Consider the following 12,792-nt stretch of genomic DNA (forward strand, 5'->3'; position numbering starts at 1 on the left):
ATGATGATTATACTATTAGCATCATACTACTGATTGCGCGATAAATTTTCTTCTGCTAGTCTATCAATAGTATTGAACATTATAGAACGTATTGGTGCAAATGGCATTTGTCATTTGCTTAAAAGGGAAATCGGTGCAATTCCGATGCTGTCCCGCAACTGTAAATGGGGAGTCTATACAGCATGCCACTGTAGTGAAACTATGGGAAGGCGTATAGATGATGAACCTAAGCCAGGATACCTGCCAATATGTATTTTTTGACTAAGAACCACGAGGATGGGGATAGTGATATAGGTAATGATACCGTTATTTCACTATGCTACTCTCTTGGCGACAAGAGGGTTTTTTTATGCCCTTCCAACCACCTGGGTAGTAAAGAAGTCTCTGATTTCTTTCTATATTTTAACAACAAAGGAGAAAAGGACATGAAGAAATGGAAAAGTATCTGGCTGATGATAATCATTGCCTTGGTCGCTGTTTTAGGGGCTTGTAACGCAAAGGACAAAACAGAATCAGCAGCACAAGGTGAAAAGGTTGAGCCATCCGAGGCAGCAGCAGAAGTAACCATTGAAAATAATGACACAACACAAACATATAAGGAAGCACCGACAAAAGCGATTAGCTTAAATCAACATGTAACAGAAATCATGCTAGCGCTTGGCTTAGAGGATTCTATGGTAGGGACGGCTTACTTGGATGATAAAATTTACGAGCCACTGCAAGAGGCATACGATAAAGTCCCTGTCCTTTCCGATCAATACCCAACGAAGGAGCAAGTCATTGATGCCGAGGCAGATTTCCTATATGCGGGCTGGAAAAGTGGCTTCGGGGAAAAGGGTGTTGGCACACCAGAAGAGCTTGAAGAATTAGGCATTCATACGTATTTACATACGGCTTCCAACATGACAAAGCCAACATTAGAGGATATTTTTACCGATATTCGTAATATCGCGAAGATTTTCCGTATTGAGGATCGTGGTGAAGCTTTAATTGAGCAGATGACGAAAGATGTAGAGGCAGTACAAGCTAAATTACCAAAAGATAGCGAAAAATTACGGATTCTTGTGTTTGATAGCGGTGAAAAGGATGTATTTACAGCGGGTCAAAACTTTATGAATGAGCTAGTGACAATCGCGGGTGGACAAAATATCTTTGGTGATGTGGAATCAGGCTGGACAACTGTGTCGAAGGAAGATGCAGTGGACCGCAATCCAGAGGTAGTTGTCGTAATTGATTACGGTGAAACAACAGCAGAACAAAAGATCCAATTCTTAAAAAATGATCCAGCATTGAAGGAGATGGAAGCTGTTAAAAATGAGCGCTTTGTTATTCTACCACTTTCAGCAGCGTCTGAAGGGGTTCGTGCGGCAGAGGCGATTGAAATTTTAGCAAAGGGCTTCTATCCTGAAAACTTTTAATCCATTCGAGCTAGCGTTTTGCTAGCTCCTTTTTTATAAGGAGCGATAAAAATGAACGCATTTCAAAAAAATGTACCAGATCAAACTTTTGAAACATTAAACCGTCATGGTGAATTCACACGTCTTGCAGTCAGCCCCGGCATTATCAATAAGCATTATACGCCTGCGCAATTTCAAAAAATAGCCGAAATTGCAGGCGAAAAGGGAGCAATAAAGTATTCGGCCTCCTACAGTATTCTCGTATCCATTCCAACAAGTGATGCGTCAGAAGCGATACAAGCCTTACAGGAAGCGGGTCTTTATGTTGTGCCCTCAGGTCCTATCATTGCCATGAGGGCCTGTGATTTTTGTGATGGTGAGAAAATGGAGGCTGCCCCGATAACCGAACAGCTCTATCATGCCATGGTGGGGATGACGGTACCTGCAAGAGTCCGTGTCAATATTAATGGCTGTGCATCAGCTTGCTACAATGCAGTCTATGATGATATTGGGCTCGTTTACCAACAAGAAAGCTTTGATGTCTATTTAGGAGCAGTACCGATGGGAGCAAAGGCACAGGCTGGCAATTTATTCGCTAAGAGGGTAGACGTCACACAAATTGAAGATGTTTTCCTGCACCTGATAAACCTTTATAAGGAGCATGCTCGCCCAAATGAACCCTTTTATAAATTTTATCGCAGAACAAAGTCCGCAGAATATTGGGAACTAGTAAAAAATTCGATTAAATAGCAGGAATATTACTTAGGGTGTCGAAGTATTGTAGTAAGGCACAGAATATTACAATACAAAGGAGCAAGAACATGACATCGAAACAAGGGATTCAACCAGAAGATCTTTATCACTTAAAATCAGTAGCAGATCCACAGCTTTCACCAGATGGGACAGAGGTAGTTTATGTAGAGACACGTATGGACGAGAAGAAAAACGACTATATATCGAATTTGTTTTACATAAACTTGAAGGACAAAACACCACAGCAATGGACATTTGGTGAAGATAGAACGAGTTCCCCTGTTTGGTCACCAGATGGCAGTCAAATTGCATTTTTGTCAACGAGAACAGGTAAGTCGCAAATTTATGTTCTTTCGAAAGCTGGTGGAGAGGCAAAACAGGTGACACATTGTAAAAATGGAGCGACATCCCCTGTCTGGTCACCATGCGGCAAGAAAATTGCTTTTTCAGTCGTGCTAGGGAAAGATGAAACCATCCTAGATAAAGCGGAGGATGAGAAGAAAAAGGATAAAGAGCTAAAGCCACTAGAAATCGAGAAAATGAAACACAAATCGGATGCTGGTGGATTTATTGATATGGAGCAGTTTACCCATATTGCCATTGTCAATGTGGAATCAGGAGAGCTAGAGCAAGTGACAGAAGGTAAAGAGTACTTCCATCTGAGTACTTGGTCGCCAGATGGCAAATACCTTACGTACTTAGCAGATAAGGCGGAGGATTTAGATTTCTCATTCAATGTGGATATCTATTTATTGGATTTAGAATCTAAACAGAGTCACAAGCTAACAGAAGGTTCGGGTGCATATTACCAAACGGCTTGGTCTCCGAATAGTCGCTACCTTTCTTTTGTAGGTGGAGAACGTGAATTTGAAAATGCCACACAAGCAAAGCTTTGGATTTATGACATGGAGCAAAAACTACTAAACTGTGTAACAAGTGAATTTGATGCGCCTGTTGGTGATTATGTCATCGGTGATTTCCTGCAAGGTGTAGCGTCACCACGTGTGCAATGGATGAATGATAATCATAGCTTCTACTTCCAAGTCACAGATCACGGCAATGCGGCGATTTATTACGGAAATGTAGATGGCGAAATTTACCCAGCTATCCATGATGATCAATATGTCTATGGCTTCTCACTTGATGCGCAAAATGATCAGGCTATTGCGGCTATTAGCACAACGACCAATCCAGGCGATCTGTTTTATGTGAACCTAAAAACAGGTGACAAAGAACAGTTGACGTCCATTAATGAAGATTTTTTAAAAACCAAAACATTAGCTGTTCCAGAGAGTATCGAATTTGAAGGTGCAGAAGGCTGGAAGGTCAATGGCTGGATTATGAAGCCAGTTGGCTATGAAGCAGGGAAGAAATATCCTCTCATTCTTGAAATCCATGGTGGTCCGCATGCAATGTATGGTAATACCTACTTTAATGAATTCCAAATCCTTGCTGCACAAGGCTTTGCAGTGCTTTATACTAATCCGCGTGGTAGTCATGGCTATGGTCAAAAATTTGTGGATGCAGTACGTGGTGATTACGGTGGTAATGATTATGCGGACCTAATGGCAGCGGTAGACTACGCTCTCGAGCACTATGATTTTATTGATCAAGATCGTCTAGGTGTAACTGGTGGAAGCTACGGTGGTTTTATGACCAACTGGATTGTGGGCCATACAAATCGCTTTAAAGCAGCTGTGACGCAGCGCTCCATTTCGAACTGGATTAGCTTTGCTGGTGTCAGTGATATCGGCTATTACTTTACAGACTGGCAAATTCAAGCAGGACTCGATGATATTGAGAAGCTATGGCATCATTCACCGCTGAAGTATGTAGACAAAGTGGAGACACCATTATTGATTTTACATGGTGAAAAAGACTATCGATGTCCAATTGAGCAGGCAGAGCAATTGTTTATTGCCTTAAAGTATCGTAAAAAAGAAACAAAATTCGTGCGTTTCCCTGAGGCGAACCATGAACTGTCAAGAAGCGGCAAGCCCACATTGCGAATTAATCGACTTGAATATATTCGTGATTGGTTTGTGAAATATCTATAATCGGGTGGCCTAAGAAGAGGATTTCTTCTTAGGTCACTTTTACTATATAGGACGTCTTTTGAAAAAGCTCTTTGGCGTATCCTGACAGCATCAAAATTTGCGGAAATCTTTACTGAAATCATCGAATGAAATGGTTTCGAAATGCATTTTTTTCGTTATTTAATGTAGGAATAGTACCAACTAAAGCAATTTTTAAGTGCGCCCTCAGGAATAAACCTTTTTTCAGGTTTATCTACCTTATGTTCATTATTTGGTGGAAGCCTCTCCGCCCCATAAAAAAAGAATCACAACAGGTGTGATTCTACATTGCTTAGTCGATTTTCTGGATGAACACGACCTTCAGATAATTAAATTCAGGGTATTCACGTGGTACACGGAAATCCTTTGGTAAACCATATTCCTCGACGATTTTATAGCGTGTACGAGTCTCTTTAAAGGCTTGGTCGATAAAGCCTTTGAACTTTTTCATGCCGAAGCTGGCATTATTTGTGGAAGCCACAATCATGCCATTTTTAGCGGTAATGGCAATCGTGTCCTTCAGTAATTTTGGATAGTCCTTTGCCGTTGAAAAGGTCATTTGCTTTGTACGTGCAAAGCTAGGTGGATCTAATACAACAAGGTCAAACTGTAAAGCATGGCGCTGCGCATATTTAAAATAATGAAAGACATCCATGACTTTTATATCCTGTGCCTCATAATCAATATGATTGACACTAAATTGCTCAATTGTTTTGGCTAGACTGCGCTTGGCTACATCTACACTCGTTGTTTTGATGGCACCTCCTAGAGCAGCTGCCACAGAAAATGCTCCTGTATAGGAGAACGTATTTAGCATGTCAGTATTGTTTGCATAACGCTCACGAATAGCCAATCGCACCTCACGTTGATCTAGGAAAATGCCTGTCATGGCACCATCGTTTAAATGCACCGCAAAGGTCATGCCATTTTCTTTTACCATGATAGGAAATTCACCTGGTGTGCCCATTACAAAATCATCCTGCTCGATATACTGTCCTTTGCTATCAAAACGTTTTTTCTCATAAATCGCTTGATAGTTCACTGTCTCAGCAAGCGCCTCATAAACGACTTCTTTAAATGAGTAAATGCCCTCACTATACCAGCTCACCATGTAGTAGCCGTTAAAAAAGTCAATTGTGAGACCACCGATGCCATCTCCCTCACCGTTAAACACACGAAAGGCTGTTGTGTTTTCATTGCTGAAGAATGCAGCACGATTGTCGATGGCCTTTTTGAATTTCTTCGTAAAAAAAGTTTGATCGATGGTTTCATTCGCATCGGTCGTTAGCACCCAGCCAATCCCTTTATTTTGGATTCCGTAGTAACCTGTTCCGATAAAACGATTATGGTGATCCAAGAGCTTTAGGAGCGTTCCTTGCTCAGCAGGTAAATGTCGTGCATCAACTGCATCCTTTGAAATAAGTGGGTAGCCTTTTTTTAATTGATCAGAAAAGGGCTGTTGTATTTGTAGTGCCATTGTTTGTGTCATAGTGTCATCCTTTAAAAACGTTTTGCTCTATTATCGCACTGTTTGAGCGGGATAGCCAAACTTATTTCAGGAATTGCGCAATTTTTGTCACGGTTTCAATCGTTGCGTCTTCAAAATAATTCATTTTACTGAAATAGCTATGGATTAATCCTGGCATTGTGATATGTTCGACTGTCACACCTGCAGCCGATAACTTTTGTGCATAACTTAGACCCTCATCAAAGAGAACATCTGCCTCTGCGGCTAAAATGAGTGTTTTTGGCATTTTACGGACATCCTCTAGCTGAAGGGGGGATACAAGCGGATTGGTGAAGTTTGCTTCCTCTGTATAGTGATGAGAGAACCACTGCATGGCTTGTGTATCTAAGCCATAATTTTCACCATATGCTAGATAAGATACTGTTGAAAAATCAACATTTGTAACGGGATAGATCAGTGCTTGAGCTTGTAGTGTTGGACCTTCCCGTGTAGTAGCTAAGTGCGCAACGACTGTAGCCAAATTTCCACCTGCACTATCCCCAGCAACCGACAATCGACTTGCATCTCCACCTAAGGCTTCAATATGGTCATGTACCCACACTAGGCTATCGTAGGCATCATATAAGGGCGTTGGGAAGGGATATTCAGGTGCTAAGCGGTAATCCACTGATACCACAATTGCCTGTGCCTGATCTGCTAATAGCTGACAGCCTGCATCGACAGATTCTAGATTGCCATAAACCCAGCCTCCACCATGGTAATAAACAATAACAGGTAAAGTTTTGCCGAAGACGGGCGTATAAAGCCGTACTGTAATTTGCGCTCCATCTCGCACCGTAATGTTGTAATTCTCAATCGATGCTAGCTTCGGTTTGTGCACGGATTGCCATTGCGTAACCGTCCGCATGGCTCTCGCTTCCTGCGGTGTAACTTTGTAATAAGGTGTAGCAGTACGCTGAGCTTCTAGATAATGAACAGCTTCTTTTCTTAAAGTTGTCATCTTCATCATTCCTTTATTGTGAGTTTGTTATTCTTATTATAAACTATTCATATAATTTTACTAGGATTTAATTTAATTGTAGCATAAGCTTTTTTATTTATAAATGAGGTGAAATAAGCACATTATGTTTATAATAAAAGGGACGAAAGTATTTGGAGGGACAGTATGATTTCTTTAATTGTGGCACATGATGACAATCACGTTATCGGTTATAACAATGGGATGCCTTGGCATTTACCTGGGGATTTGCAGTATTTTAAACAAAAAACAATGGGCAAGCCTATGGTTATGGGACGTAAAACATTTGAATCCATCGGTCGACCACTTCCAGGGCGACGCAACATTGTCATTACGCGTGATGAAAACTATCAGGCAGAGGGCATTGAAACTGTGACAAGTTTGGAAGAGGCATTAGCGCTAGCTGGAGATGTTCCTGAGGTGATGATTATTGGTGGCGAGCAGATTTTCCGCTTAGTGATGGAGATGGCTGATCGCTTGTATATCACAAAAATTAATCACGCCTTTCAGGGAGATACTTATTTCCCGAGCTATGAGCAGGATTTTGTTCAAGTCTCTTCAGAAACGCCTGAAACAGCACCAGAAGGCTATACATTCCAATATCAAATTTTTGAACGTAAATAAACGAAAAAAGCAATCGCTCATTGTGAAGGGAGCGATTGCTTTTATTATAGATAAAAATAAACACAAGCATACATAGAGGCACAGCCAGCTAATACAAAGAGATGCCAGATTGCATGGTTAAAGGGCAGTGAGCGCCATGCATAAAAGATGGCCCCAATCGTATAGAACAGCCCACCTGCTAGCAGTAAAGCAAAGCCATGTAAACCTAAATAGAGATAAACGGGCTTAATGGCAAATATAATTAACCAGCCCATGCCGATATAAAAAATCAATGAAAGTACTTCAAAGCGATTAATAAAGAAACATTTAAACAACACACCAAGCACAGCCAGTGACCAAATAATACATAATAGCGTCAATCCTAGCGTACCACCAACGGCAATTAATAAAAACGGCGTATAGGTGCCGGCAATTAAAATATAAATGGACGAATGGTCCAAAATAGCGAAAAAGTGTTTATATTTTTCTGGCATACTGTGTAGTAATGTAGACATTAAAAACAGAATGATGACAGACGCACCGAAAATGCTGAAAGTTGTAATATGTAGTGCATTTCCTGTTTGGACGGCTGCTAACAGTAGAACAACCAGTGCTGGAATACTAGCAATGAAACCAATACCATGTGTAATGGCATTCCACAGCTCTTCCCTCCAAGATTTATAGTCAAATGAATCAACCATTTGAAACACTCCTTTCGTTCATACATTTACTATACCCCAATAATTTAGAGATGAACATTTACATTTGTCATATAGTTCATATCAAAAATGTCATAAGCCTGTCATATTCTTTGAGGGGCATTGATAGACAAGAGGTAGGCGAAAACGCTATAGTATCCAAGGTAGCGTTTACATGCAAGCTAGGACAAGGTTTTCCCTAATGACAAATGTCATGTTTACATAATGATTCATTAGTCTATATAATAAATTTTAATGAAGTAAAAGGATGTGTCGAAGTGAGACGAATTCATATAGTAACGGACTCAACTTGTGATTTAACAAAAGAAGAAGTAGCACAACATGGCATACATATCGTGCCTTTAACGATTCAAATTGATGGTCAAACATATACGGATGGTGTGGACTTGGAGCCACAATCATTTTTAGGCTTAATGAAAAATGCGAAAAATTTACCGAAAAGTTCGCAACCAGCTCCAGGGAAATTTAAAGAATTATATGATGAGCTCGGTAAAGATGGCGATCAAATTATCTCCATCCACATGACAGGCGGTATGAGTGGAACAGTAGAATCAGCACGCCAAGCGGCACAAATGACAGATTCCGATGTGACAGTCATTGACTCTCGCTTTATCGCGATTGGCTTGGCTATCCAACTACGTGAGGCAATCCGCATGCGTGATGAAGGGGCAACAGTAGAGGACATCGTAGCACGTTTGGAAAAGGTACAAGACAATACGCATTTATATGTGATTGTAGACACGCTCGAAAACTTAATTAAAGGCGGTCGAATCGGTAAAGGAACAGGCTTTATCGGTTCCCTTCTAAACATCAAAGTGATTGCCAACCTTGAAGGTGGCGTATACAACCCAGTGTCAAAGGTACGTAGTCATAAACAAGTAGTTAATTTTTTATTTAAACAATTCCAAGCAGATACAGCCGGAAAAACAGTTAAGGCAGTCGGCATTTCCCATGCAGATGGCCTAGTAACGATGGGCAACCCATTAAAAGCGCTGATCGAAGAAACTGGCTTTAACGATGTTGAAATTGCCTTTACATCTCCAATCATCTCGACACACACAGGTCCAGGAGCAATCGGTTTTATTTATTTTGCAGAATAACAGGAAGGAGCTACTACATAAGTAATTGTAGTGGCTTTTTTATACTGTAACACTTTGAAGACATGAATGAGCGTTTTAATCAAACAATGATCAATTTGCTCCTAAGAAAGAGCGACTTCGATTATATGGTGACTACTTTGCCGCCAAGCAAGAGCGGCTCCAATCAAATTGTGAGCGTTTTCCCACAAAGTATGAGCGGCTTCAATCAGAGTGTGATCGCTTTCTCACATGAATTGAGCGCGTTTAATCCAAAGAAGAGCGGTTAACCATTAAGTATGAGCGGCTTCAAATAAATAGTGAGCGTTTTGTCAGCAAGTAAGAGCAGCTTCAATCAAATAGTGATGCTTTACCACCAAAAATAATCAGAACTCCTCTAATTATCATCACTTCTGCATAAAACCATACATTCATCAAAAATTTGTGAAGAAATTTGGCAAGAGCACAAAATTATGGAGAACTAAGGGTAAGTCACTTTTCATTGAAGCATGAACTATTCTATAATAGAAGTAATAGAAAGGGATGGAAGGTGGTCAAATGGACATTTGGCGATTTATGTTGTCATGTTTGACCGTCTTAGTACTAAGTGGTTGTGCAATATCAATCGATGAACCGAATCCGCAAGCAGAGCCAGAAGGTGAGCAAGCAGGAACGGAGCAAGATATGCCGCAGGATGAGCAACAAACAGAAGATGAGGAAAAAGCATCTAAGAATATGTTGACGCAAATTTTTGAACATTTTTTTGAGCCATCAGCAGAGGATTTATCGCAAATTGATGAAGAACAAGCAAAGCAACTACATTACTTGGCACTGGGAGATTCGTTGACAGATGGTGTCGGTGATGAGTATAGTCAAGACGGTTATGTTGGAAGATTAGCAGATTCATTGCTCGCATGGCCTTCGATTTCAGATGTAGAGGTCGATAATCGGGGCAAACGTGGTAGACGCAGCGATCAGCTACTAAAATTAGTGAAAAAAGGGCATTATGATGAAGAGCTGCAGGAAGCACAGTTAATTTCCTTAACAATGGGTGGCAATGATGTCATGAAGGTCGTCAGGCAGGATTTATTTAACCTGAAGCGTGATGCTTTTGATAAGGAACTGCTGGCTTATAAAGAACGTTACAGCAAAATCGTAGAAGGCATTCGCGCAAAAAATCCGACAGTGCCCTTATTACTCATTGGTTTTTATAATCCATTTTCAATTGTGACCAATGAGGCGAATGAATTTGATACCATTATCACAGAATGGAATAATGTGATTGAGGATGTAGCCAGCAAGGATTCCAATGCTTGTTACGTATCAGTAGAAGATTTGTTTGATTCCAATGAAGAGCTCGTCTATCATACAGACTTTTTCCACCCAAATGCAAAGGGGTATGAAAAAATGACAGAGCGTATACTTGCAGCAATGGAGCAGTGTGGTATGGAAAAAAAGATTAAAAAGGCAATAGGCTTCGAGGAGTGACAAAATGAATAAATGGAAAGTCGCGTTTTTCGCCTTAGCGGGCACAGTGCTTTTTGCAATCCTCCTCGTCGTTTTTTTAGCAACTAGACCAGTGGATGGCGGCCATGTTGCGAAGAGTTCAGCAGGTGAAAGTGAAAGCAAAGGAAATGTACTCGTGGTACAAACCACAACAAAGGAATTAGAATCGATATCAAAAAAATACTTAAAGGATGCAGCGAAAGGCTCGCCTTTACCACTTGATTTCACAATTGGGGATGATATTCAATTACGTAGCACACTCACGGTATTTTATACGGAAATCCCCATTTCCATGAATTTTGACCCCATTGTGGATGACAAGGGGAATATTATTTTAAAACAGACGGGCATGAATGTAGGTTTATTAAACATTCCACCGGAGACGACGATGAAAATCATGCGCGATTCGGTGGAATTTCCCTCATGGATTACCGTGAATCCGAATAAAGCCGAAATTTATATTGATTTATCGCGCATTAACATTGCTTCTGGATCACGTGTACGTGCTAAAGAGTTGGACTTACCAAAGGATAAAATTTTATTGGAAATTATTGTTCCTGGTGAATAAGGAGTGAAATGAATGGCAAAGCAATATGCAACATTTGCGGGAGGCTGTTTTTGGTGTATGGTCAAGCCCTTTGACGAAACACCAGGCATTGATTCTGTGATTTCAGGCTATACAGGTGGACATGTTGTGAATCCTACCTATGAACAGGTTTGCTCGGAAACAACAGGGCATGTAGAAGCTGTACAAATTACATTTGATGATGAATTATATAGCTACGAGCAGCTACTTGCGATTTACTGGACATTGATTGACCCAACAGATGCAGGGGGACAATTTTATGACCGTGGAGAATCCTACACAACGGCCATTTTTTATCATGACGAAGAACAGCGTGAGCTTGCTGAACGTTCAAAGGCGGATTTACAAGCATCTGGCAAGTTTGATAAACCAATTATGGTAAAAATCTTACCAGCCACTACGTTTTATCCGGCTGAGGATTATCATCAGCAGTATTATAAGAAAAATCCAATGCACTATGAGCGCTATTCGATTGGATCAGGTCGTCGAGCGTTTCAGGAGCAACACTGGGGGAACAAACATGAATAAAGAACAACGTTTAAAAGAATTAACAGAGATGCAATACTATGTGACACAGGAAAATGGCACAGAGCCACCATTCCGTAATGAGTACGATGACCATTTTGCAGAAGGCATCTACGTAGATATAGTTTCTGGCAAGCCTTTATTTAGCTCACTCGATAAATACAACTCTGGCTGTGGCTGGCCAGCCTTCACAAAGCCGATTGAAAAAGAACAGGTGACCGAGCATTTCGATACATCTCACGGTATGCGTCGTGTGGAGGTACGCAGCAAAGAAGCGGATTCGCATCTAGGACATGTCTTCCCAGACGGCCCAAGTGAGCAAGGCGGCTTACGCTACTGCATCAACTCAGCAGCGCTTCGATTTATCGCAAAAGAGGATTTAGAAAAAGAAGGCTATGGCGAATACCTAGCACTATTTAAATAGTGCTAGGTTTTTTTGTGGTAATGAGACACAGCAGATTAGAAGGATAGAAATCTGAAAGTGAAGGATAAACCAGAAAAAGTAGCGGATAGAATGCTCAAAGTGGAGGATAGCCTAGCAAATTAGAGGGATAGCCCTCAAATAATTGGATAGAAATCTGAAAGTGAAGGATAAACCAGAAAAAGTAGCGGATAGAATGCTCAAAATGGAGGAAAGCCCCGCAAATTAGGGGGATAGCCCTCAATTAATTGAATAGAAATCTGAAAGTGAAGGATAAACCAGAAAAAGTAGCGGATAGAATGCTCAAAGTGGAGGATAGCCCCTCAAATTAGGGGGATAGCCCTCAATTAATTGAATAGAAATCTGAAAGTGAAGGATAAACCAGAAAAAGTAGCGGATAGAATGCTCAAAGTGGAGGATAGCCCCTCAAATTAGGGGGATAGCCCTCAAATAATTGGATAGAAATCTAAAAGTGAAGGATAGACCAGAAAAAGTAGCGGATAGAACGCTTAAAGTGGAGGAAAGCCCCGCAAATTAGGGGGATAGCCCTCAAATAATTGGATAGAAATCTGAAAGTGAAGGATAAACCAGAAAAAGTAGCGGATAGAATGCTCAAAGTGAAGGATAGCCCCTCAAATTAGGGGG

Annotated in this window: 12 protein-coding genes and 1 riboswitch; of the genes, 9 read left to right on the forward strand and 3 right to left on the reverse strand. The window is 40.8% G+C overall.

Annotated features, from left to right (window positions below):
* Positions 1-75: 75 nt before the first annotated feature.
* A riboswitch (cobalamin riboswitch) is annotated at positions 76-263 on the forward strand.
* Positions 264-425: 162 nt separating this feature from the next.
* The 3 genes from MKZ14_RS10395 (at position 426) to MKZ14_RS10405 (ending at position 4,207) form a co-directional block, all read left to right on the forward strand.
* Entirely contained in the window at positions 426-1,418 is a 993-nt protein-coding gene (locus tag MKZ14_RS10395; RefSeq protein ID WP_036080627.1) for an ABC transporter substrate-binding protein, read from the forward strand.
* 51 nt (positions 1,419-1,469) lie between these two features.
* Positions 1,470-2,147 carry a precorrin-3B methylase gene (locus MKZ14_RS10400; protein WP_339280910.1) on the forward strand — a complete coding sequence of 226 codons (678 nt, stop codon included), beginning with the start codon at positions 1,470-1,472 and terminating at the stop codon, positions 2,145-2,147.
* 71 nt (positions 2,148-2,218) lie between these two features.
* Positions 2,219-4,207 (forward strand): S9 family peptidase, encoded by a 1,989-nt coding sequence (locus MKZ14_RS10405; protein ID WP_339280911.1) that lies wholly within the window; start codon positions 2,219-2,221, stop codon positions 4,205-4,207.
* A gap of 310 nt (positions 4,208-4,517) precedes the next feature.
* Here the strand turns inward: MKZ14_RS10405 and MKZ14_RS10410 are convergent, their stop codons facing one another.
* Entirely contained in the window at positions 4,518-5,714 is a 1,197-nt protein-coding gene (locus tag MKZ14_RS10410; protein WP_312125459.1) for a class I SAM-dependent rRNA methyltransferase, read from the reverse strand.
* A gap of 61 nt (positions 5,715-5,775) precedes the next feature.
* Positions 5,776-6,693: an alpha/beta hydrolase gene (locus MKZ14_RS10415; protein WP_339280912.1), complete on the reverse strand. Its 918-nt coding sequence runs from the start codon at positions 6,691-6,693 to the stop codon at positions 5,776-5,778.
* A gap of 165 nt (positions 6,694-6,858) precedes the next feature.
* Between MKZ14_RS10415 and MKZ14_RS10420 the strand changes: the two genes are divergently transcribed.
* Positions 6,859-7,335 (forward strand): dihydrofolate reductase, encoded by a 477-nt coding sequence (locus MKZ14_RS10420; protein ID WP_036080610.1) that lies wholly within the window; start codon positions 6,859-6,861, stop codon positions 7,333-7,335.
* A 44-nt stretch (positions 7,336-7,379) separates the two neighbouring features.
* On the opposite strand, the gene MKZ14_RS10425 is transcribed toward MKZ14_RS10420, so the two are convergent.
* Positions 7,380-8,015 (reverse strand): hemolysin III family protein, encoded by a 636-nt coding sequence (locus MKZ14_RS10425; protein WP_016993322.1) that lies wholly within the window; start codon positions 8,013-8,015, stop codon positions 7,380-7,382.
* Between the two features lie 275 nt (positions 8,016-8,290).
* Between MKZ14_RS10425 and MKZ14_RS10430 the strand changes: the two genes are divergently transcribed.
* The 5 genes from MKZ14_RS10430 (at position 8,291) to msrB (ending at position 12,150) form a co-directional block, all read left to right on the forward strand.
* Positions 8,291-9,133, forward strand: coding sequence for a DegV family protein (locus MKZ14_RS10430; protein WP_339280913.1), 843 nt, complete (start codon positions 8,291-8,293; stop codon positions 9,131-9,133).
* A 534-nt stretch (positions 9,134-9,667) separates the two neighbouring features.
* Complete coding sequence (locus MKZ14_RS10435; RefSeq protein ID WP_339280914.1) at positions 9,668-10,597, forward strand: GDSL-type esterase/lipase family protein; 930 nt, start codon at positions 9,668-9,670, stop codon at positions 10,595-10,597.
* Positions 10,598-10,601: 4 nt separating this feature from the next.
* Complete coding sequence (locus MKZ14_RS10440) at positions 10,602-11,183, forward strand: YpmS family protein (RefSeq protein ID WP_036080601.1); 582 nt, start codon at positions 10,602-10,604, stop codon at positions 11,181-11,183.
* 12 nt (positions 11,184-11,195) lie between these two features.
* Complete coding sequence (msrA, locus tag MKZ14_RS10445) at positions 11,196-11,729, forward strand: peptide-methionine (S)-S-oxide reductase MsrA (RefSeq protein ID WP_016993318.1); 534 nt, start codon at positions 11,196-11,198, stop codon at positions 11,727-11,729.
* Positions 11,722-12,150 (forward strand): peptide-methionine (R)-S-oxide reductase MsrB, encoded by a 429-nt coding sequence (gene msrB / locus MKZ14_RS10450; protein ID WP_036080598.1) that lies wholly within the window; start codon positions 11,722-11,724, stop codon positions 12,148-12,150. Before msrA ends, msrB begins: the two co-directional genes overlap by 8 nt.
* The last annotated feature ends 642 nt before the right edge of the window (positions 12,151-12,792 follow it).

It is taken from the genome of Lysinibacillus sp. FSL P2-0066, assembly GCF_037969495.1.
Taxonomy (GTDB): Bacteria; Bacillota; Bacilli; order Bacillales_A; family Planococcaceae; genus Lysinibacillus; species Lysinibacillus boronitolerans.